Origin of the sequence: Streptomyces sp. NPDC058619 (assembly GCF_042717785.1) — a bacterium.
GTDB lineage: Bacteria > Actinomycetota > Actinomycetes > Streptomycetales > Streptomycetaceae > Streptomyces.
Window position 1 is genome coordinate 40,798 of sequence record NZ_JBHXQN010000036.1, and the last position, 21,491, is coordinate 62,288.

General features: G+C 74.2%; 20 protein-coding genes. 5 read left to right on the forward strand and 15 right to left on the reverse strand.

What is annotated here, in order from left to right:
* Positions 1-16: 16 nt before the first annotated feature.
* Positions 17-460, reverse strand: a complete 444-nt coding sequence (gene soxR / locus ACFWTC_RS27665) for a redox-sensitive transcriptional activator SoxR (protein ID WP_383927435.1) — start codon at positions 458-460, stop codon at positions 17-19.
* Between the two features lie 115 nt (positions 461-575).
* Between soxR and ACFWTC_RS27670 the strand changes: the two genes are divergently transcribed.
* Positions 576-1,037: a MaoC family dehydratase gene (locus ACFWTC_RS27670; RefSeq protein ID WP_383927438.1), complete on the forward strand. Its 462-nt coding sequence runs from the start codon at positions 576-578 to the stop codon at positions 1,035-1,037.
* On the opposite strand, the gene ACFWTC_RS27675 is transcribed toward ACFWTC_RS27670, so the two are convergent.
* The 3 genes from ACFWTC_RS27675 to ACFWTC_RS27685 form a co-directional block, all read right to left on the reverse strand.
* Positions 1,028-1,666: a TetR/AcrR family transcriptional regulator gene (locus ACFWTC_RS27675; RefSeq protein WP_383927441.1), complete on the reverse strand. Its 639-nt coding sequence runs from the start codon at positions 1,664-1,666 to the stop codon at positions 1,028-1,030. The genes ACFWTC_RS27670 and ACFWTC_RS27675 overlap by 10 nt on opposite strands.
* A gap of 130 nt (positions 1,667-1,796) precedes the next feature.
* A complete protein-coding gene (locus tag ACFWTC_RS27680) occupies positions 1,797-2,084 on the reverse strand; it encodes a YiaA/YiaB family inner membrane protein (protein ID WP_383927443.1) in 288 nt (95 codons plus the stop codon).
* Between the two features lie 85 nt (positions 2,085-2,169).
* Positions 2,170-3,321 carry an acyl-CoA dehydrogenase family protein gene (locus ACFWTC_RS27685; protein ID WP_384028870.1) on the reverse strand — a complete coding sequence of 384 codons (1,152 nt, stop codon included), beginning with the start codon at positions 3,319-3,321 and terminating at the stop codon, positions 2,170-2,172.
* 79 nt (positions 3,322-3,400) lie between these two features.
* Here ACFWTC_RS27685 and ACFWTC_RS27690 point away from each other — a divergent pair, with 79 nt between their 5' ends.
* Positions 3,401-4,072, forward strand: a complete 672-nt coding sequence (locus ACFWTC_RS27690; protein ID WP_383927448.1) for a TetR/AcrR family transcriptional regulator — start codon at positions 3,401-3,403, stop codon at positions 4,070-4,072.
* A gap of 139 nt (positions 4,073-4,211) precedes the next feature.
* Here the strand turns inward: ACFWTC_RS27690 and ACFWTC_RS27695 are convergent, their stop codons facing one another.
* The 9 genes from ACFWTC_RS27695 to ACFWTC_RS27735 all read right to left on the reverse strand — a co-directional run bounded on the left by ACFWTC_RS27695 (position 4,212) and on the right by ACFWTC_RS27735 (position 16,641).
* Complete coding sequence (locus ACFWTC_RS27695) at positions 4,212-5,291, reverse strand: Zn-dependent alcohol dehydrogenase (RefSeq protein WP_383929303.1); 1,080 nt, start codon at positions 5,289-5,291, stop codon at positions 4,212-4,214.
* Positions 5,292-5,308: 17 nt separating this feature from the next.
* Positions 5,309-6,721 (reverse strand): aldehyde dehydrogenase family protein, encoded by a 1,413-nt coding sequence (locus tag ACFWTC_RS27700; protein ID WP_383929300.1) that lies wholly within the window; start codon positions 6,719-6,721, stop codon positions 5,309-5,311.
* A gap of 100 nt (positions 6,722-6,821) precedes the next feature.
* A complete protein-coding gene (locus tag ACFWTC_RS27705) occupies positions 6,822-8,375 on the reverse strand; it encodes a CitMHS family transporter (protein WP_384028872.1) in 1,554 nt (517 codons plus the stop codon).
* 73 nt (positions 8,376-8,448) lie between these two features.
* Positions 8,449-10,650, reverse strand: coding sequence for a molybdopterin oxidoreductase family protein (locus ACFWTC_RS27710; RefSeq protein WP_383929295.1), 2,202 nt, complete (start codon positions 10,648-10,650; stop codon positions 8,449-8,451).
* Between the two features lie 290 nt (positions 10,651-10,940).
* Entirely contained in the window at positions 10,941-11,561 is a 621-nt protein-coding gene (locus ACFWTC_RS27715) for a TetR/AcrR family transcriptional regulator (RefSeq protein WP_383929314.1), read from the reverse strand.
* A gap of 35 nt (positions 11,562-11,596) precedes the next feature.
* Positions 11,597-12,904: a hypothetical protein gene (locus tag ACFWTC_RS27720; RefSeq protein WP_384028878.1), complete on the reverse strand. Its 1,308-nt coding sequence runs from the start codon at positions 12,902-12,904 to the stop codon at positions 11,597-11,599.
* 62 nt (positions 12,905-12,966) lie between these two features.
* Complete coding sequence (locus ACFWTC_RS27725) at positions 12,967-13,179, reverse strand: hypothetical protein (protein WP_383929292.1); 213 nt, start codon at positions 13,177-13,179, stop codon at positions 12,967-12,969.
* Entirely contained in the window at positions 13,176-14,009 is an 834-nt protein-coding gene (locus tag ACFWTC_RS27730; protein WP_384028880.1) for a hypothetical protein, read from the reverse strand. The genes ACFWTC_RS27725 and ACFWTC_RS27730 overlap by 4 nt, the downstream gene beginning before the upstream one ends.
* Positions 14,010-14,214: 205 nt before the next feature.
* Positions 14,215-16,641, reverse strand: coding sequence for a right-handed parallel beta-helix repeat-containing protein (locus tag ACFWTC_RS27735; RefSeq protein ID WP_383929289.1), 2,427 nt, complete (start codon positions 16,639-16,641; stop codon positions 14,215-14,217).
* Positions 16,642-16,822: 181 nt separating this feature from the next.
* Here ACFWTC_RS27735 and hmgA point away from each other — a divergent pair, with 181 nt between their 5' ends.
* Together hmgA and ACFWTC_RS27745 are read left to right on the forward strand one after the other, a co-directional pair.
* Positions 16,823-18,160 (forward strand): homogentisate 1,2-dioxygenase, encoded by a 1,338-nt coding sequence (gene hmgA, locus ACFWTC_RS27740; protein WP_384028874.1) that lies wholly within the window; start codon positions 16,823-16,825, stop codon positions 18,158-18,160.
* A gap of 65 nt (positions 18,161-18,225) precedes the next feature.
* Positions 18,226-18,975, forward strand: a complete 750-nt coding sequence (locus ACFWTC_RS27745; protein WP_383929283.1) for a GntR family transcriptional regulator — start codon at positions 18,226-18,228, stop codon at positions 18,973-18,975.
* Between the two features lie 144 nt (positions 18,976-19,119).
* On the opposite strand, the gene ACFWTC_RS27750 is transcribed toward ACFWTC_RS27745, so the two are convergent.
* Complete coding sequence (locus ACFWTC_RS27750; protein WP_383929280.1) at positions 19,120-19,290, reverse strand: hypothetical protein; 171 nt, start codon at positions 19,288-19,290, stop codon at positions 19,120-19,122.
* Between the two features lie 140 nt (positions 19,291-19,430).
* Between ACFWTC_RS27750 and ACFWTC_RS27755 the strand changes: the two genes are divergently transcribed.
* The gene (locus tag ACFWTC_RS27755; RefSeq protein WP_384028882.1) at positions 19,431-20,552 is read left to right on the forward strand and encodes a type ISP restriction/modification enzyme; all 1,122 of its coding nucleotides are present in this window, start codon (positions 19,431-19,433) and stop codon (positions 20,550-20,552) included.
* 148 nt (positions 20,553-20,700) lie between these two features.
* Here the strand turns inward: ACFWTC_RS27755 and ACFWTC_RS27760 are convergent, their stop codons facing one another.
* Positions 20,701-21,429: a TetR/AcrR family transcriptional regulator gene (locus ACFWTC_RS27760; RefSeq protein WP_383929277.1), complete on the reverse strand. Its 729-nt coding sequence runs from the start codon at positions 21,427-21,429 to the stop codon at positions 20,701-20,703.
* Positions 21,430-21,491 lie beyond the last annotated feature (62 nt).

Consider the following 21,491-nt stretch of genomic DNA (forward strand, 5'->3'; position numbering starts at 1 on the left):
GCGGCCCGTGGCGCCGCTACAGCCGGGAGCCCGTGAGCCGTTCGCCGAAGACGTCGTCCGGGTTGGACAGCGCGCAGTTCTCCAGCGAGAGGCAGCCGCAGCCGATGCAGTCCGTCAGGTGGTCGCGCAGCCGCCCGAGTTGGGTGATCCGCCGGTCGAGCTCGGCGCGCCAGGCCTCGGAGAGCCGGGCCCAGTCCTCCCGGGTGGGGGTGCGCTCCTCGGGGAGCCGGCTGAGTGCCTCGCGGATGCTGGCCAGCGGGATGCCCACGCGCTGCGCCGCCCGGACGAAGGCCACCCGGCGCAGCGCGTCGCGGGTGTAGCGGCGCTGGTTGCCGGGGGTGCGGCGGCTGCTGATCAGGCCCTTGGACTCGTAGAAGTGGAGCGCGGACACGGCCGCGCCGCTGCGGGCGGACAGCTGGCCGACGGTGAGTTCGTGGATTTTCTCGGGAATCTGCGGCACCAGGCCGAGGGTAGTCGGAGGTCCGTTGACATACACATACGGTCACAGCATGCTGAGCAAGCGCTTATTTGTTGGGCGTGGTACGTCCGTCGTCTGTGAGAGGCAGGATCAGGGCATGGCCGAGCCGAGGATCTTCACGTCCGCCGAGGAACTGCGCGCCGGAACGGGCGAACCGCTCGGTCCCAGCGAGTGGCTGGAGGTCGATCAGAAGCGGATCGACCTCTTCGCGGACGCGACCGGCGACCACCAGTGGATCCACGTGGACCCGGAGCGCGCCGCGACCGGCCCCTTCGGCTCCACCATCGCGCACGGCTACCTGACGCTGTCGCTGCTGCCGAGCCTGGTGCCGCAGGTCATGCGGGTCGAGGGCATGAAGATGGGCATCAACTACGGCACGAACAAGGTGCGCTTCCCCGCCCCGGTGCCCGTCGGATCGCGGCTGCGCGCCACCGCCGTGCTCACGGAGGTCGTGGACGCGGGCGGCGGGGTGCAGGTCACGGCCACCGTGACGGTCGAACGCGAGGGCGGCGACAAGCCGGTGTGCGTGGCGGAGTCGGTGTCCCGCTATTACTTCTGAGGCGCGGGCGTCCGCGCGCCCACCATGCGGAGCACGAGGTCGGCGTAGAGCGCGCCGACCTCGTCGGGCGTGCGCTGCCCTGCCGCGCTGAACCAGCGGGCCACGTCGATGCAGAGCGACAGCACGGCCAGGGTGGTGCCCGGCACGTCGGGCACGTCGAACTCCCCCGCCTCGACCCCGTCGGCGAGGATGCGGCGCACGGCGGCGTCGCTCCGGCGGCGCAGCGCCACGATGTCGGAGCGGTGCTCCGGGGCCAGGGCGTCCAGCTCGTACTGGACCACGCGCGCGGTGGTGTGGTGCGCGGCGTGCCAGCGCACGAAGGACCGTACGGCGGCGTCGAGCCGCTCGGCGGCGCTGCCGGGGCCGTCGGACGCGGTCGTGAGGATCTGCAGGGCCTTGTCGTGGCCGATCCGGCTGATCCGGTGGAGCAGTTCTTCCTTGGTCTTGTAGTGGATGTAGAGCGCGGCCGGGCTCATGCCGGCCCGGCCGGCGATGTCCCGCGTGGTGGTGGCGTGGTACCCGCGCTCGGCGAAGGCCTCGACGGCGGCCACGAGCAGCCGCCGTGCGGCCTCGGGGGTGACCTCCGACCACGGCTGGTAGCCGCCGGCCGTCTCCTCCACGCTGTCCATCGCCCGCTCACCCTCTTCGCCCGTTGGGAAGGGACACCCTACCGGAGGGTGAGCAAGCGCTTAGCCGTGTCCGCGCGGACCGGCGCTCCCGGCTCGGCCCCGGCTCGGTCTCGACCCGGTCCCGGGCCCGTTACTTCGGTGCGAAGGGGTCGTACTCCGCCATCATCTTCTCCATCCGGGCCTGGTCGACCCGACTGACGATCTTGGTGACCTCCTGGCGGTCACGGATCACCTTGGCGAGGGTGAAGGCCGAGGTGGTGAGGTACAGGACCGCGATGCCGAGGAAGGCCCGGACCCAGCCGTCCACCTCCAGGTTGTAGATCCCCACGGACACGGCGCCCATGGCGATGCCGAAGGAGGCAACGGCCTGGCCGTAGTACGCCCCCGAGTTCTGCTGCTTGACCGGCGTCTCGTTCATGGGTAGAGCATCGGGCCGACCGGCCGCGGACACATCCGCACGCGTACTCAGGCGCGTACTCAGCCCGGAACCGGAGGGCGCGCCCTCAGAACGCCGAAACCCCGGTGCGGGCGCGGCCGATGAGGAGCTTCTGGATCTGACTGGTGCCCTCGTACAGGGTCATCACGCGGGCGTCGCGCAGCAGTTTGCCGGCCGGGTACTCGTCGATGTAGCCGTACCCGCCGTGCACCTGGAGGGCGTTGCTCGCGGCGCGCACGGCCGCCTCGGAGGCGAAGAGCTTGGCGGTGGAGGACTCGGTGGCGAACGGCTGCCCGCGGTCGATGAGGTCCGCGACCCGCCAGGTCAGCAGCCGGGCCGCGTCCACGTCGACCGATATGTCGGCGATCAGCTCCTGGACCAGCTGGTGGTGGGCGATCGGCCGGCCGAACTGCTCGCGCTGGGCGGCGTACGCGACGGCCGCCTCCAGCGCCGCCTGCGCGATGCCCACGCAGCCGGCGGCGACCGACATCCGCCCCTTGGCCAGCGCGGACATGGCGACCGAGAAGCCCTTGCCTTCGGGGCCCAGCATCGCGGAGGCCGGTACGCGGACCCCGTCGAAGACGAGTTCGGCGGTGGCCTGGCCGCGCAGGCCGAGCTTGCCGTGGATCTCGCGGCGGGCGAGGCCCGGGGTGTCGGTGGGGACCAGGAAAGCCGAGATGCCGCGGTGGCCGGGCTCGTCGCCGGTGCGGGCGAAGAGCAGCACCACGTCGGCCCAGGTGCCGTTGGTGATGAACATCTTGCTGCCGCTGACCAGGTACGAGTCGCCCTCGCGGACGGCGCGCGTGGTGAGGTTGCCCGCGTCGGAGCCGGTGCCGGGCTCGGTCAGGCCGAAGCAGCCGAGCGCGTCGCCGGAGCACAGCCGGGGCAGCCACTCGCGCTTCTGCTCCTCGGTGCCCCAGGCGGCGACGGTCTTGGCGACCAGGCCGAGGGAGACGGACACGATGCCGCGCACGGCGGAGTCGCCGCGGCCGAGCTCCTCGGTGACCAGCACGTAGGCAAGGTGGTCGCCGCCGGAGCCGCCGTACTCCTCGGGGACGGTCAGGCCGAGGAAGCCGAGCGCGCCCAGCTTCTTCACGATGGCCCGGTCGACGCTCTCGGCGCGGTCCCACGCGGCGGCGTACGGGACGACCTCGCGGTCGGTGAACTCGCGGGCGAGCCGGCGCACGGCGGCCTGCTCCTCGCTCAGCTCAAGGTTCACCGGGCACCTCCGGGGTCGTCGTGGCGGGCTCCCGGGCCAGTTAACTAGCACCGGTAGTTTAAGGCGGGCAGGCCCTACTATGTGGCGCATGGCCAGACCGCGCAAGCCCCTGCTCAGCAGAACCCGCATCGTCGAGGCGGCGGGTGCGCTGGTGGACGCGGAGGGGCTGGAGGCGGTGTCGACGCGGCGGCTGGCGGCCGCGCTCGGGGTCAGCGGGCCTTCGCTGTACAACCACTTCCGGACGAAGGACGAGATCCTGGAGGCGGTGGCGGACGCGGTGAGCGCGCGGGTCGACCTGTCGATGTTCGAGGCGCCCGCGTACGGGGCGCAGGGTGGCAGGGACTGGCGCGGGGCCCTGCACGCCTGGGCGCACTCGTACCGGGACGCCCTGTCCGACCATCCGAACATCGTGCCGGTACTGGCCCGGGGACCGGGCCGCCGTCCCGCGGGCCTGCGGCTGGCGGACGCGGTGTTCGGCGCGATGACGGAGGCCGGCTGGCCCCCGGCGCAGGCGACCCGGATCGGCGCGCTGATGCGGTATTTCATCCTGGGCTCGGCGGTGGCGTCCTTCGCCCGGGGCTTCGTGGACGACGAGGCGGCGTACGACCCGGCGGACTACCCGCACCTGGGGCAGGCGCACCTGCTGGCCGAGCGGCAGCGCGAGGTGGACCAGGGCGCTTTCGAGACGGGCCTGACGGCGCTGCTGGACGGGCTGGCGCTGCAGTACGAGGCGGCGCGCGGAACGGCGTGACGCGCGCGGCGCGGCGCGGCGGGCCGCCGGCGGAACGGATGGCCCGGGGCGGGGCAGCTGGCGCCGGGCAGCGCGGCGCGGCGCGCCGGTCGCGCCGCGCCGCCCCGCCGGTCGCGCCGGTGCTGCCGTACGGCTGGGCCTAGAAGACGACCAGGGAGCGGCCGCCCTTGCCCGCCAGCATGGCGTCGAAGGCGGCCGGGATGCCGTCGAGGGTGATGCGGTCGGTGACCAGGGCGCCGAGGTCGAGGCGGCCCGCGCGAACGTGCTCGGCGATCACCGGGAGGTCGCGGGCCGGGTCGCTGTTGCCGTAGACGCAGCCGGTCAGGGTGCGGGCGAAGTGGAAGATCTCCAGCGCGTGGAAGGTGACCTGCTGCTCCTTCCCGCCGATGCCGACGACCGTGGTGCGGCCGCCGCGCCGGGTGGACTCCCAGGCGCCGCGGATGGTTTCCGCCCGGCCGACGCACTCGACGGCGACGTCCACGCCGTGTCCGCCGGTGAGCGCACGGATCTGCTTGGCCGTGGTGTCGGAGGCGAGGACGAAGTCCGTCGCGCCGGCCGCGCGGGCCAGCTCCTCCTTGGCCGGGGACACGTCGACGGCCACGATCGGGCCCGCCTGGGCGATCCGGGCGGCCTGGAGCGCGGCCAGGCCGACGCCGCCGACGCCGAAGACGGCGACGGACTCCCCCGGGAACACCTGGGCGCTGTGGTGGACGGCGCCGTAGCCGGTGAGGACGGCGCAGCCGAGCAGGGCGGCCTCGGCGAGCGGGATCCCGGCGGGCGCGGGCAGCACGCAGTTCGCCGCGACGACGGTCTCCTCGGCGAACGCGGCGACGTTCAGCCCCGGGTGCAGCTCGGTGCCGTGCTCGTCGTGCGCGTGGACGGCGCCGACCCCGGAGAGGGCCTTGGCGCAGAGCCAGACCTCGCCGATGGTGCAGTGGTGGCACTCCCCGCAGGACGGGGCCCAGTTGAGCACCACACCGTCGCCGGGGGCGACGTGGGTGACGCCCTCCCCGACCGCGAGGACCGTGCCCGCGCCCTCGTGTCCGAGAACGGCGGGGACGGGGACCCGCATGGTGCCGTTGGTGAGGGAGAGGTCGGAGTGGCAGACCCCGGCGGCGGTGAGCCGTACCCGGACCTGGCCCGGGCCGGGGTCGGGCAGCACGATCTCCCGTATCTCCAGCGGGGCTCCGACGGCGGGCAGGATGGCGGCGCGGACCATGGTCGTCGTCTCCGTGTTCAGAACTGCAGGGACTTGGTCTGGAGGTACTCGGCCAGGCCGTGCGGGCCCAGCTCACGGCCCACGCCCGACTGCTTGTAGCCGCCGAAGGGCGCGAGCACGTTGAAGCGGCCGCCGTTGATGTCCACCTGGCCGGTGTCCATGCGGCGGGCGAAGGCCACGGCCGTGGCCTCGTCCGCGGCCCAGACGGCGCCGCCCAGGCCGTAGACGGTGCCGTTGGCGATGGCCAGGGCCTCCTCCTCGTCCTCGTAGGCGAGGATCGAGAGGACGGGGCCGAAGATCTCCTCCTGGGCGATGGTCATGTCGGGCGTGACGTCGGCGAACACGGTCGGGGCGACGAAGTACCCGCGCTCCCGGGGCGCGTCGGGGCCGCCGGCGACGAGGCGGGCGCCCTCCTCGATGCCCTGGGCGATGTATCCGCGGACGCGGTCGCGCTGCTTGGCGTTGACGACGGGGCCCAGGCGGGTGCCCGGGTCGCGGGGGTCGCCGGTGGGGTACTTGGCGACGGCGGCGGCCGCGAGGGTGACGGCCTCCTCGTACTGGTCCCGGTGGACGAGCATGCGGGTGAGCGCGTTGCAGCTCTGGCCGGTGTTGTTCATGACGTGGCCGACGCCCGTCGCGACGGCCTTGGCCAGGTCGGCCCCGGGCAGGATGACATTGGCCGATTTTCCGCCCAGTTCGAGGGCGACCCGCTTGACGGCGGCGCCGGCCGTGGCGCCGATCTTCCGGCCGACGGCGGTCGAGCCGGTGAAGGAGACGAGGTCGACGCCCTCGTGCGCGGCCAGGGCCTGACCGGCGACCGGACCGGTTCCGGTCACGAGGTTGAAGACTCCGGCCGGGATGCCCGCCTCGTGCACGGCCTCGGCGAAGAGCTGTGCGGTCAGCGGGGTGTCCTCGGCCGGCTTGAGGACGAGGGTGCAGCCGGCGGCGAGAGCGGGCGCCACCTTGGCAACGACCTGGTGCAGCGGGTAGTTCCAGGGCGTGATGGCCCCGACCACGCCGATCGGCTCCAGCAGGACGGTGGAGGTCCCGATCCGCTCCTCGAAGGCGTACGAGGCGGCGAGCTCCGCGTACGAGGAGGCCACGGCGATCGGGGAGCCGACGTGCACCGCCTCCGAGAATCCGCTCGGGGAACCGAGCTCGGCGGTGATGGTCTCCGCGATCTCCTTCTTCCGCGCGGCCAGCACGTCGCGGAGGGCGCCGATGAGGGCGGCCCGCTCGGCAGGCGGGGTGGCCGCCCAGGCCGGGAAGGCGGCGCGGGCCGCGCGTACGGCCGCGTCCACGTCCTCGGCGCTCCCGGCCGGGACCCCGGCGATGACCTGCTCGTCCGCGGGGTTGACGACCTCGATCCGCTCGCGTCCGGCGGCGGGCCGCCATTCCCCGCCGATGTACATCCCGTCGTGGGCCTTCATGGCTTTTCCTCCCGAAACACGCACGAGCACGTGGACCTGACCTCGCGGACAGCCTACAAACTAGCGCCGGTAGTTTTCGGTGCGCCAGGGGTGGCCGGGATCAGATGATGCCGAAAAGCATCCCTGCCGCGAGGACGACCAGGGAGGTCAAAGCGGCCCATTTGACGGTGAAGCGGGTGTGGTCGCCGAACTCGACCTTGGCCATCCCGACGAGGACGTACACGGCCGGAACCAGCGGGCTGGACATGTGCAGGGCCTGGCCGACGAGGGAGGCGCGGGCGATCTCGAGCGGGGAGACCCCGTGGGCGGCGCCGGCCTCGGCCAGGACGGGCAGGACGCCGAAGTAGAAGCCGTCGTTGGACATGAAGTAGGTGAGCGGCAGGCTCAGCAGGCCGGTGACCAGGGCCATGTGCGGGCCCATGCCCTCGGGGATGGCGCCGACGAGCCAGTCGGCCATCCCCTTGACCATGCCGGTGCCGGTGAGGACGCCGGTGAAGACGGCGGCGGCGAAGACCATGCCGGCGACGTTCAGGACGTTGTCGGCGTGGGCGGCGATGCGGGCCTTCTGGTCGGGCATGTGCGGGAAGTTGACGGTGAGGGCGAGCGCGGCGCCGAGCAGGAACAGCACGGGGATGGGCAGCAGCTCCATGATCATCGAGGTGAGCAGGGCGACGGTGAGGCCGGCGTTGAACCAGTACAGGCGGGGGCGCAGGGTGAGGCGGTCCGGGTCGAGGCCCTGGAACCCGTCGGCGGGGGCGGTCGGGGCGAGGTCGGGGGCAGGGGCGGCGGCGGTGGCGGCGGCGGCGTCCGAGTCGGCGGTCCCGGCCGAGGGGGTGGTCCCGGACGGGACGGCGGAGGTGGTGGCCGGGGCCTTTCCGGCGGAGGTGGCGGCCCCTGCCGCTCCTGCGGACCCCGTGGACTCCGCCGGGCCGGACGGCTTCGCCGCGCGCGCCGCGGTGACCGGGCCCGCCGTCGCGCCGGCCGGTACGAGGCGGTCCGCCTCGGCGTCCACCGGCTCCCGTCCGCCGGGCAGCGTCAGCGTGCCGACCCGGCGGCGTTCCTTCAGCCCGAGGACGTAGGCGAGGACGAACACGAAGAGCAGCCCGGCCGCGAGGGCCGGGATCATCGGCACGAAGACGTCGCCGGCGTCGAGCTTGAGGGCGGTGGCGGCGCGGGCCGTGGGGCCGCCCCAGGGCAGGGTGTTCATGACGCCGTTGGCGGTGGCCGCGACGCCGGTCATGACGACGAGGCTCATCCCCAGCCGCTTGTACAGGGGGTACATCGCCGACACGGTGATCATGAAGGTGGTGGAGCCGTCGCCGTCCAGCGAGACGATCGCGGCGAGGACGGCGGTGCCGACCACGACCCGCATGGGGTCCGCCTTGCAGAAGCGCAGGATGCCCCGCACGATCGGGTCGAAGAGGCCGACGTCGATCATCACGCCGAAGTAGACGATGGCGAACATCAGCATGGCGGCGGTCGGCGCTAGCTTGCCGACGCCGTCGATCACGTAGTCGCCGAGCTGCGCGCCCTGTCCGGCGAACACGCAGAAGAGCGCGGGGATGAGGACGAGCGCCGCGATGGGCGACATTTTCTTCATCATGATCAGGACCAGGAAGGTCGCGATCATGGCGAAGCCGAGGAAGGTCAGCATGCTGGGAACGTAGGTGCCGCCTCCTTGCGCCAACAAGACGTCTACGTGTGAGCAATACGAGCAAAACCCCAGCTCAGGGCAGGGGTGCCAGCTCGACCGGGAAGCCGTTGAGCACGGCCGTGCCGGACAGCGGGTCGAGTCGGCTGCCGTCGAGGAGCTGGTTGACGTTGACGCCGGGCTCCTCGGCGGCCACCGAGAGCCGGGTTCCGGCGCGGTCGTGACCCCAGCCGTGCGGGAGGCTCACGACGCCGGTGCGGACGCTGTCGGTGACCTCGACGGGCACCTCCAGGCTGCCGCCGTCGGCGGTGATCCGGGCCCGCGCCCCGTCGGTGAGTCCGAGCCGGTCGGCGTCCTGCGGGTGGACGTGCAGGGTGCAGCGGTTGGAACCTCCGGTGAGGGCCGGGACGTTGTGCAACCAGCTGTTGTTGGACCGCAGGTGGCGGCGGCCCACGAGCACCAGGGAGGCGGGGCGGTCGGCGAGCGCCGCGCGGAGCCTGGGCAGCTCGGCCGCGATCGGGTCCGGCAGCAGCTCGATCCTGCCGCTGCGCGTCTTCAGCAGGCCCGGGAGCCGGGGCCGCAGCGGTCCCAGGTCGATGCCGTGCGGGCTCTGGCGGAGGTCGTCGAGGGTGAGTCCGTACGGGCCGAGGCGCAGCATCAGGTCGAGCCGCCGCTCGGGGCCGGTCCGGCCGGACAGCAGCCGGGCCTGCTCGTCGGGGTCGCGGCCGTGCAGCGGCGAGCGCGGGTCGGCGACGGCCCGCGCGAGGGCGTCGGCGATGACGCGCTCGTCGACGGCCTCGGGCGGGGCGCCGTGCAGCCCCGAGACGGCGAGGACCAGCCGTGCGTGGATCTCGCACTCGTCGAGCCGCCCCTCCTCCAGCTCGGCGGCGGCGGGCGAGTAGCGCGCCTGGTTGCGTACGGCGAACCCGTTGAAGGCGAAGTCGAAGTGCGCGCTCTGTGCGGGCGGCGGCGGGGGCAGTACGACGTGGGCGTGGCGCGAGGTCTCGTTCAGGTACGGGTCGACGGAGACCATGAAGTCGAGCCCGGCCAGTGCCCGGTCGAGCCGGTTGCCGTCGGGTGCGGACAGGACGGGGTTGGCGGCGATGGCGAGCAGCACCCTGATGCGCCCGTCGCCCGGGGTCTCGATCTCCTCCGCGAGGGCGGCGAGGGGGAGTTCGCCCTTGGCCTCGGGGTGGCCGCTGACCCGGCTCGTCCAGCGGCCGAGGGCGAACCCCTTGCCGGGGCCGGCCGGGCGGGGCGCGCCGGCCGTGGCGGAGAGCGGGAAGAGGGCGCCGCCCGGCCGGTCGAGGTTGCCGGTGAGGATGTTCAGGACGTCGACGAGCCAGCTGGCCAGCGTGCCGTACTCGACGGTGGAGCTGCCGATGCGCCCGTAGACGGCGGCCGTGGGCGCGGCGGCGAGTTCGCGGGCGAGGGTGCGGATCTCGGCGGCCGGGAGGTCGCAGGCGGGTGCGACGGCCTCAGGAGTGAAACTCCCGAGCGCGGCGGCGAGTTGCCCGAGCCCCTCGGTGATGTCCTCCAGCGCGGCGCCGGGCGCGGCGAGCTTCTCGGCGAGGAGGGTGTGCGCGAGGGCCGCGAGCAACAGGGCGTCGCTGCCGGGGCGGGGGGCGAGGTGGCGGTCGGCCAGCCGGGCGGTGCGGGTACGGCGCGGGTCGACGACGACCAGGGTGCCGCCGCGGGCGCGCAGGGCCTTGAGGCGTCCGGGGAAGTCGGGCGCGGTGCACAGGGAGCCGTTGGACTCGACCGGGTTGGCGCCCAGGACCAGCAGGAAGTCCGTGTGGTCGAGGTCGGGCACCGGAATGGCGAACGGGTCGCCGAAGAGCAGCCCGCTGGAGACGTGCTTGGGCATCTGGTCGAGGGTGCTGGCGGTGAACAGGTTGCGGGTGCCCAGGGCCTTGAGGAGGAGCGGCGGGTAGAGGGCGCCCGCCATGGTGTGGACGTTGGGGTTGCCGAGGACGACCCCGGCCGACTGGGCGCCGTACTCCCCCACCAGGGCGGGAACGGCGGCGGCGATCGCGTCGTACGCCTCCTCCCACGTAACCTCCCGGAGCCGGCCGTCGCGGCGGACGAGGGGGCCGCGCAGCCGGTCCGGGTCCGCGTCGAGCTGCCCGAAGGCGGCGCCCTTCGGGCAGATGAAGCCGCGGCTGAAGACGTCCTCGCGGTCGCCGCGGGCGCCGGTGACGGTGGCGCCGTCGAGGGTGAGGGTGAGGCCGCAGGTGGCTTCACAGAGGGGGCAGATGCGCAGGGCGGTGCGGGGCATGGGCCCTCCAGGGCGGCAGGCTGCGGCACGGTCGCGGCCGCGCACGGTGGGCGCGGTCACGCGGACGCTCCGAGCATACCGACCGGTAGGCACGGTGGGGAGGGGGCTGCCCGGGGTGCGTCCGTAACGGCATGGACGGACAGGTGGATCCGACGGCGGGCGGGACCGGGCGCAAGGGGCGGATCCGGGCGCAGGGGTGGATCCGGGGGGCGGATCCGGGCGCAGGACGCCGCGAGGCGGGGCGACGGCCGCGGGCGGCGCACGGCGGACCGGGGAGCCCGCGCGGCGGGTCAGCCCAGGACGCGCGCCAGGTAGGCGTGCATCATGGCGCGGGTCTCGGCCACGATGCCGGGGTCCCCGGCGGGGTCGACGCGGAAGGCCAGCTGGATCAGCGCGTCCGTGGCCTCGACGGCGACGAGGACCGCCCGCTCCAGAGTGGCGTCGGGGGTGAGGCCCAGGTGCGCGCTGAGCAGCTCGGTCAGGCGGACGGCGACCAGGTGGTTGGGGTCGGCCGCCGGCCCGTCGGCGGGTGGGGCGGGCACGCCGAAGTCCACGAGCGCGAAGCCGGGCACACTGCGCTTCATGGCCAGGTACTCGTCGAGCACCGCGTCCACCACCGGTTGCCAGTGCGTGGACGGGAGGCCCGCGAGCCGGTGGATGATGCCGTCGGCGTACCGGTCCAGGTTGCGGTGGGCGAGGGCGATGGCCAGGGCCCGCTTGTTGCCGAAGAAGCGGTAGACGGAGCCGATCGGGACGCCGGCGCGCAGGGCGACCGCGCGGGTACTGAGGTTCTCGTAGCCGGTCTCGTCCAGCAGTTCGGCGCACGCGTCCAGGATCCGGGCGAGCCGGTCGGCGCTGCGCTGCTGGACGGGGGTGCGGCGCAGGGAGGGGGCGGGGGGCACGGGATCCATCATGCCGCTCCTGGCTTCATCTGTTCGGCGGGCCCTCAGTTCAGCAGGAGACTCAGCCCCCCGATCGTGTAAGTGATCATCAGCGCGAGCAGCGGCAGTTGGCCGGCCACCGCTTTCGCGGGAGGAAAGAGTCGCACGGACCGGTCGTGCGCCGCGATCACGCCGAGGACGTGACCGGTGACGACGGTGATCACCTGGAGGGCGGCGAGGCCGCCGGGATTCAAGGGGGGCACGGGTTCCGGGGCGTTGTCAGTGCCGAGTGCCATGCTCACTGTGCGTGGTCCTTCGACTACCAGGAGGGAGAAGTAGTGGGCGATCAGATAGCCGAGGGCGATCGGTACGAGTGAGTGCGCGAAGGCGGTGAGCGGCCCGGGGTGCGGTCCGCTGACCAGGCGGGTGCCGGCGGCGCATAGGCAGTACAGGGTGGCGACGAGGGCGACGGAACCGAGAAGTCCGAGGGTGGCCGTGGGGGTGCGGCCGAGGGGGGAGGTCTGCAGGACGTTGATCCACGAGGGGTGGTCGGAGAAGCCGTCGTAGGCGGTGGATCCGAGCAGGACGCAGACGGTGGCGACGAGTCCGGGCCGCTCGGGCGTCGCGTCGAGTCCGTGGAAGGGGTTGCGGAGCACGAGGCGGCCGTCGCCGCGACGGCCGAGGGGGGAGAGACGGGCGAGAAGCGCGGAATACACCTCGAAGGCGTCTCCGTCGTCGAACCAGTGCTCGCCGTAGCGGGCGGCGAGCAGCAGGTGGGCGGCGGCGTAGGCGGTGAGGGCGATCAGGAGGGTGGTGGTGGATGCGGGATCGGGAGCGGCGAGCTCGAGCCAGGTGAACCCGAACAGGCCTGCGGCGGCGGGCCATTGCCCCAGCCGGGCGGGGAGGGGGCGGTCGGGGTCGGGGCGGCGGCAGGCGCGGGCCAACAGGCGGTGCAGGGTGCGGAGCGGGTTGAGCAGGCGCCAGACGGGGCCGAGGAGGAGGGAGGCGGGGACGAGTCCGACCCAGAAGAGGACGTAGACGGCGCCGGGAGCGGGGTTGCGGGCGGGGTCGTCGGGGCCGAGAAGGAGGTGTAGCAGGACGGCCGCCGCGGCGGCGAGCCCGAGTCCGCGCAGGACGGTACGGGTGGCCGGCGCGTCGGCCGCCCGCTGGAGAGCGGCGGGCAGGGCGCTTCCGGAGCGGTCGCCCCGGAAGCGGGAGGTGGACCAGAGCAGGCCGAGTGCGAGGAAGGAGACGAACAGGGCGGTGAAGGCACCGGCGAAAGCGTAGAAGGGAGAGATCGGCAGGTCGTGCTGGGACCCGATCCCGTGCGCGAGCGCGGTGAGCGGATCGGGATCGGCCGGGTGAAGGACCACGCCCTGGCCGGCGCCGCCACCGCCGCCCGCGGCACCGGGACCGGCTCCCGGCCCGAGGGAGGTCACCGCCGTTCCGCCCTGGCCCGGGTGGAACGGGGCGGCGCTGCGGCCGCGGCGGCAGCCACGGCGTAGGCGTCGGCCAGCGCCGAGGGCCGGGGCGGGGCCGGCTTCCGGGGCTGGTGCGGGCGCTGGTACGGGTGCTGGTGCGGGTGCTGGTGCGAGTACGACTTCGGGTACGGGTACGGGTGCGAGTGCGGATCCGGGTGCGGGGTCATCGGACGAGGAGCTGGGTCAGGACGAGGCCGGACGCGTGGGTCTCGACCTCGAAGAGGCCGGTGCGGTCGACGGTCAGGACCAGGGCGGCCTCTTGGCCCGCGGGCAGGGCGAGTTCCTTGTCGTAGCCGTGGACGTGCAGGGTGTCCGCGCGGTCGCTGGTGACGCGCAGGGCGACGCGCTCGCCTCGCTTGAGCTCGGTGCGCGCGGGTGCCGGGCTGACCTTGCCGTCGCGGACGGTGATGGTGACGGTGCGGTCCGCGGCCGGTTCCGCGGACAGGCCCGGCGCGGGGGTCGGTGCGGGTGCCGACGCCGGCGGGGTGGCGCCGTGGCTGTGGCCGCCGGGCTGGCCGCCGCCGGTGAGCGGGACGGTCGCCTCGACCGGCTTGCCGGACACCGCCCAGGCGGTGTGGTCGTCGGCGTACAGCCGGACGGTCAGGGTGTGCGTGCCCTCGCGGACCTGCTCGGCGGGCAGGTGGAACCAGGGGCCGTACAGCCGGGCCAGTTTGCGGCCGTCGAGCTCCAGGTGGGCGTGGCCCGCGCCCCGGAGCGCGGCGCCGCCGGTGCTGTCGGGGGTGAAGGCGAAATTGTCCACCGCCAGTTGAAGGTTCCAGCCGTCCTCGGAGTCCGGGCGGGCGGTGAGGCGGACCTTCGGCGCGCCCTCGGCCGGGACCTCGCGGAGCCGGTGGCCGGCGCCGTCGTCGGCGGCGAGCAGGGTGCCCGCGCTGCCGGAGGCCTCCTCGTGGCTGGTACCGGGCTTGTGGTGGGTGGTGGCCCGCCCGCCGCAGCCCACTGCCGCTCCGCCGCCGAGGAGCAGGACGAGGGCGATCAGGGCCGCGGTACGGGCGGCTCGGCGCCGTGCCCGGCCGCGTACCGGGGACGGCGTACGGCCTGCGTCGTACGGATCGGCGCCGGCGGGCAGGCCACCCGCCGCCCCCGCCGCGCTCACCGCCCACCCCCGGCGGTGACCCGGGCCGCGCGGCAGCGCCCCGGGGCGGAACGGCGCGCGCCCCGGGCGGTCTCGGACACGGTGCGGGTCACCGGGTGCCCTCCGTTCCCGGCCGGCCGGACCCGGGATCGGCGTCCGGGGTGCCCTGGGCGGGACCCGCCGGCTCGCGACCGGCGCCGTCCGGGGCGGAGGCGCGGCCACCGGCCGGGGCCGGGCCGGTGCCGTCTGAGGCCGAGATACGGCCGCCCGCCGCCTCCGGGCCGGACGAAGCGGGGGCACGGTTGGCCGCCGGGTCGGGGCCGGTCAGGGCAGAGGTGCGGCCGTCGGCCGGACCGAGGCTGGGGCCGACCGACGCGGCGGCCGGGGCTCCCGCCCCAACGGCTCCCGTTCCAGCGCCGGCGGCCCGGTCGCCCGACCCGGTGGCTCCCGCCCCAGCGGCGGCCGGGCCACCCACCGGGGCGCCCACCGCCCCGGCGCCCCCCGGCCCCCCGGCCGTGGGTCGGGGGGCGGGGCGGGCCGAGGCCACGGCGGCCCAGAGCAGCCACACCAGGGCCACCAGGGCCCGTGCCCAGGCGGGGCTCAGGGGGGTCCAGGGGATCATCAGGACCGCCTTGTCGAAGGCGTCGAGCAGCGTGAGCCCGGCCAGCAGCAGGGTCAGCCGGGCCAGCCAGGGACGGTCGGCGCGCAGCGCCAGGCCCGCGCCCGTCCACCACAGCCCGAGGAGGAGCAGCGCGAGCGCCGGGACGAAGGTGGCGACCAGCCCCGCGGTGGAGCCGGCCACGTCCAGCGCGAGCCCGGCCAGGCCGAGGAGCGAGGCGGCCGTGCCCAGCCGGGAGCCGCGCAGGCGGCGCCACCACAGCACCCCGCCGACGAGGAGCAGCACGCCCGCCACGGCCAGCGCGATCTGGGTCTCCACCCGCTCCAGGCCGCGCGCGCCGTACCAGTCGCAGCCGGCCGGGAGTTTGCGGGCCTGGACGTTGTAGTCGGCGCAGACGAGGAGCTGGACCAGCTTGACCGGTTCGCCCACCAGGCGGGCGGAGGCCCCGGTGAGGTCGCCGCGGGCGGCTCCGCACTGCGGGACGGTGCCCGGGGTGGAGCCGTCGGGGCCGCCCTGCCAGCAGTTGCCGCGGCCCTGGCCGTCCCACCACACGTCCATGCCGTTGGGCCGGGCGGCGCCCGCCTTGTCCCGGCCCATCACGTTCCCGGCGTACCGGTTGTGGTGGGAGGTGTCCGTCTGCTTGGACCACGCCTCCTCGCCGCGGATGAAGGCCGGGACGGCGCTGAGGAAGAAGCCGGCCCGCTGGTGCCCGTACACCCAGTTGCCCTCGTACAGGTTCCAGTTGCCGCCCGCGGTGATGATGCCGGTGCCCGGCGGCATGGAGATCTGGGGGCAGACGACGCCCTGCTCGTAGCCGCGCTCGGCCGGCGGCTTGGCGCAGGTGCCGTCGGCGACGTACCGGTAGTAGTCCTGGTTGTTGTCGTGAATCAGGTTCCGCTCGAACTTGGCGTGGTTCTGCGGGAGTCCGGGGTGACCGGGGAAGGCGCTGTCCATCGAGGCGCCGCCCATGTTCTGGTCGAACTCGTTGTCGTGCACCCAGACCGAGTCGCCGGCGGTCCCGGAGTAGCCGACCATGTTGTGGTGGCTGCGGCAGCCGGTGATCTCGATGGAGTACCGGGGGACCTCGTAGCCGCGGCCGTCGTTGATGTCGGAGGCGCTGCCGGGGTAGATGCCGGAGTCGCCGTTGCCGTACGACTCGCAGTTCTTGTAGAGCCCGTGGTCGCTGGCGAAGGTCAGGAAGCCGTACTCGTCGTTCCAGCGGGTCAGTACGTCGTCGATGACGAAGCCGTCGCCCGCGAGGACGTACAGGGAGTTGAACGTGGTGCGCTGGGCGGTGAAGTTGCGGAAGTAGACGCCGTTGGACCGGTCGGCGCGGACGGCGTTCAGCTTCTGGTACTTGGCGTCGATGACGACGTCCAGCCGCGAGGCTCCCGTGCCCTCGATCTGGAGGTCCGTCTTGCCGAGGATGGCGACGAGGTTCTGGTTGTGCCGGCACTGGACCTGCTGCTCGTAGCTGAGGATCTGGTAGCCGAGCGAGGAGTCGGGGGCCTTCAGCGCGGCGCACTCGCCGACCGGCTTCGGGAGGGAGGGCTCCTCCTCGTAGAGGCCGGGGAGGATCGCGATGTTCATCCCGGGCCGGTCGACGGCGTCCACGGCCTCCTGGAGGTGGCGGTAGCCGCTCTTCTCACACCGCTCGTAGAGGGCGAGGTTGCGCTGCCGCAGCGCCTCGGGGAAGGCGGATGTGCGGCGTTCGAAGGCCGGCCGGTCGGTCTTGCAGACCAGCAGGTCGGGCTCCGCCGCGCGGTACACGGGCACGGATCCGGTGCCGTCGGGGAAGGCCACGGGCCGCTCCTCGTGGGCCTGGGCCGCGGGTGCGGCGGCGAAGAGGGACAGGAGGGCGAGCAGGGCGGCGAGGAGCGCCGCCGGCACGGCAGGAAACCTGCGGGTCCACGACATGCGCGAGAGAGTAGAGCAATGTTCATCTTTTGGGATCCCCCCGTGCGGGAATCCGTTCCGCCCGGACCGGGTGGTGGTCCGAGGCCCTGGCATCCCGCCCGACCGGAAGCCGCCGTTGACGTGCGGGCCGCGGAATCCTACTGTCAGCCATAGGATTCCTTCGAAGGAGCGGGAGCAGCACATGAGCGAGCAGTCGGGCAGCGAGCGGGCCGGAAAGACGGCGGAGGCGCTGGAGTACCTCGGCGGCTTCGGCAACGAGCACAGCTCGGAGGCCGTCCCCGGCGCCCTGCCGCTCGGCCGGAACTCGCCCCAGCGCGCACCCCTGGGCCTCTACGCCGAGCAGCTCAGCGGCAGCGCCTTCACCGAGCCACGCAGCCACAACCGCCGCTCCTGGCTCTACCGGATCCGCCCCTCGGCCGCGCACCCGCCCTTCACCCGGATCGACAACGGGGCCCTGCGCACCGGCCCCTTCACCGAGGCCCCCGCGGACCCCAACCGGCTGCGCTGGAATCCGCTGCCCGACCCGGCCCCCGGCACGGACTTCCTGGCCGGCCTGTGGACCCTCGGCGGAAACGGCGACGCCACCCAGCGCACCGGCATGGCCATCCACCTCTACTCCGCCAACTCCTCCATGCACGAGCGGGTGTTCAGCGACTCCGACGGCGAGCTGCTGATCGTCCCGGAGCGCGGCGGGCTGCTCCTGCGGACCGAGTTCGGCCTGCTTGCCGCCCGGCCGGGCGAGATCGCGCTGATCCCCCGCGGCGTGCGCTTCCGCGTCGAACTGCTCGACGCCGACGCCCGCGGGTACGTCTGCGAGAACTACGGGCAGCCCTTCGAACTCCCCGACCTGGGCCCGATCGGCGCCAACGGACTCGCCGCAGCCCGCGACTTCCGGGCCCCGGTGGCCGCGTACGAGGAGCCCGGCCTGCTCGACCGCCCGACCGAGGTCGTCAACAAGTTCTGCGGCAACCTCTGGTCGGCGACCTACGACCACTCCCCGCTCGACGTCGTCGCCTGGCACGGCACGCACGTCCCGTACGTCTACGACCTGCGCCGGTTCAACGTCCTCGGCTCGATCAGCTACGACCACCCCGACCCGTCGATCTTCACCGTCCTGACCTCGCCCTCCGACACCCCGGGGCTGGCGGGCGTGGACTTCGTGGTCTTCGCGCCGCGCTGGCTCGTCGGCGAGGACACCTTCCGCCCGCCCTACTTCCACCGCAACGTGATGAGCGAGTACATGGGCCTGATCGACGGGGCCTACGACGCCAAGGCCGAGGGCTTCGTCCCCGGCGGCGGCTCGCTGCACAACATGATGTCCGCGCACGGCCCGGACCGGGAGACCTTCGACCGGGCGAGCGCCGCCGAGCTGAAGCCGCAGAAGATCGACGACGGCCTGGCGTTCATGTTCGAGACCCGCTGGCCGATCACCACCACCGCCCAGGCGGCCGGCGCGGACCACCTCCAGCGCGGCTACGACGACGTCTGGCAGGGGCTGCAGCGCCACTTCCGCGCCTGACCCGTCCTGCGTACGCTCACCTGCGCCGCCGCACACCCCGCGTCCAGCCGTACGGAGAACCACCCGTGACCGCCTTCGCCCCCGACTCGCTGGTACTGAACCGGAAGCTTCCGCTCTGGTACCAGGTGTCCCAGTCGCTGCGCGCCTCGATACTCGGGCGCACCCCGGACGCCTCGCTGCGCCTGCCCACCGAGGAGCAGCTCGCCGGGCACTACGGGGTGAGCGTGCTGACCATGCGGCAGGCCCTCAAGGAGCTGGAGGGCGAGGGCCTGATCAGCCGGCACCGGCGGCGCGGCACCTTCATCGAGCCGGGGGCGCTGCGCGGGGCCCCCGTACGCCTGCTGGGCTCGGTCGACGCGATCGTGGCCCAGCAGTCGGGCGACCGTACGACGATCCTCGGCCACGGGCGCACGGCCGTGTCCGGGGAGCTGCTGGAGCACTTCCCGGACACGGCCGAGGTGGTCACCTACCGCCGGCTGCGCCACGACCGCGAGAGCGGCGAGCCGACCAACTGGGCGGAGAACGCGGTCCTCCCCGAGTTCGCCGCCGCCGTGGAGCCCGCCGACCTCGAGCGGTGGCCGATGACGAAGGTCCTGCGGGACGTCGCGGGGGTGCGGATCAGCCGGATCACCGACACGATCGAGGCCCGGCTCGCGGACCCGGAGACGGCGGAGCTGCTCAAGGTCCCGCTGCTCAGCCCGATCCTGCACTACACGGGTGTGACGTACGACGAGGACGGCCGGGTCGTGGACGTGGCCCGCATCCGCTACCGCGGCGACCGCTTCTCCTTCACCGTGACGGTGGACGCGCACTGACGGGGCACGGGCCCGCGGGCGCGGCGCTCGCGGCGCACGTCCGCCGCACACGGCAGGAGCCGGGCGCTCGCGGCACGGCCACGCCACGGCGACGGCGACCGCACGGCAACCGCCACCGCCACCGCCACGGCGACCGCGACGGCCTCAGCCCCGCGGGGCGTCGTCCTCCGCGGTCCGCTCGCCCTCCGCCTGGGACGGCGTGGTGCGCGTCGTCTGGGGGTGGTGGCGCTGGGCGCGCTGGGCCTCGTCCATGTCCTCGTCGAGGCGCTCACCCTCGGCCTGCGACGGAGTCGAGTATTCGTCGTACTGACTCATGACCGTCCTCCTCCTCGGTGGATACGGGACGTATGCCTACATAAGGAGCGTAACGCTTCGGCCTGGACGCAGCCCGGCCGCCGGGTGCCGTCGCTACCATCGGCGGCGTGAGCGACGACGTACCGCTGCTGGACGATCTGATGCCCTGGGCCGTGGGCGGCCTGCGCCTCGGCCGGGACTGGGTGGCCGCACCCGACCCGGCCGTCCTGCGCGCCCGCTGGACCGCCCTGACCGGCGCCGAAGGGGCCGACCGCGAGCGGCTGTTCCGCCCGAGCCGCAGCCGCACCCCGTCCGCCGGGGCCGCGGCCCTGCCCGGTCAGCGCTCGGCCACGACCCGGTTCGCCGACGGCCCGGGCCCCTGCCCGGACCCCGTACGGGTGCTCCGCGCCCCCTTCGACGAGCAGTGGCTGCTGCCCGACCAGCGGCTGATCGACGCCGCGCGCCCCGAGCTCTGGCGGGTGCTGGACGGGCACCAGCTGTTCCTGGTCGAGGGGCCCGAGCCGCTCGTCACCGCGCACCTGCCGGCCGGGCGGCCCGTCCGGATCCGGCCCCTGCACCGGCGCCCCGGCGGCGCCGAGCCGAACCTCGCACCGGGCCTGCTGCCCCTGCTCGGCGGGCAGTACGGCGGCTGGGCCACCACGGAGGACGTGCTGTGCTGGATCCTCGCGGCGGGCCGCCCCGGCCCCCGGGGGTACGAGGTGCCGCTCGCCGTCACGCCCGAGCGCTGGCGGGCCGGGCTGGAGCTGGGGCACCGGCTGCTCGCCGTCCAGCTGCGCGGGGCGCGCGGGGGCGAGCCGCCCCGGCTGCCCGGCGGGCGCCGCCCGTACGTCCGCTCGGCGGTGGCCGGGTGGCCGCACGGGATCGCGTACGACGCCGGGAGCGAGACGCTCAGCCTGGGCGGCGGGACCGTTTCGCCCGTCCCGCCCGGGGCCTGGGAGTACGAGGTCCAGGGCGCCCGGGTGCTGGAGTCCTGGTGCGCCGCCCGCACCGCGCACCGCGACCCCGCGGCCGACGGGCTGGAGGCGCTCGGGCCGGCCGAGTGGCCGCAGGAGTGGACCTCGGAACTGCTCGCGCTGGTCACCACCCTGGCGCTGCTGGCCGATCTGGCGCCGGAGCGGGCGGCGTTCGAGCCGGGCCCGCTCCTGCCGGCGGCCGGGCTGCGCGCCGCGGGCGTCCTGCCGGTACCCCGCTGGGCGCGGCGCCCGGCCTCGGTGCTGGACCACCGGGAGGAGGGCCCGGGCGGGCAGTTCGCCGTGCTGTAGCCCGCGCGCGACCCGGCGCGGGCGAACGGGCGGGCAGGAGGGCGGGCAGGGGGCGGACAAGCGGAGAGGCAGGCAGGCAGGCGCCGCACGGGCCCCGCCGGGCCGTGCGGTTCCTGGCGCCCCTCCGGGCCGTCGGACCGCCGCAGGCCTACGGCCCCCAGGCCCCCAGCAGCCGTTCCACCGAGCGGTCGAACACGTCGGCCAGCTCCGGCCCGGCCGCGGTCACGGGAACGGCGCCGGCCGCCAGGGCAGCCGCCAGCCGCGGGTACTCCCCCGTTCCCAGCCGTGAGCCGAGCCAGGCGGCCCGTACACCCTGCTCCGCGGCCTCGCTCCAGGGCAGCGCCCGCGCCCGCTCGGCCAGGTCCAGCTCGCTCGCCACGAAGATCGCCACCGTGCCGTTGACCGCGGCGACGAGCTCCAGCTTCTCGCCGTCCGGCACGTCCAGCGGCGCGAGGCAGTCGAGGGTGTGCTCCAGGTACCGCAGGGCGTTCGGGCTGAAGCCGTGGACGGGGCTCAGCAACCGGGGCAGCCACGGGTGCCGGTGCATCAGCTCCCGCGCCTGGCGGGCCAGGCCGAGCAGGTCCGCCCGCCAGTCGCCGGTCGGCGGGGTCAACTCGTACTCCCCGCTGACGGCGTCGACCATCAGCTCGTACAGGTCCTCCTTGCGCGGCACGTAGTTGTACAGGGACATCGTCCCCGCGCCGATCCCGGCGGCCACGCGCCGCATGGAGACGGCCTCGATCCCCTCGCCGTCGGCGATCCGCACCGCCTCGGCCGCGATCGACCCGCGGCTGTGCGCGGGCTTCGGTCCGCGGCCGGCCCGCCGCGGGCGGGACCAGATCACTTCCGGTTCAGCGGCTCGTCCACCGGCTGTCATCGCTCGGATCACCTCGTCGTCTCGCCCCCATCTTAGTTACGTACATCGTACGTAGTGAGGTA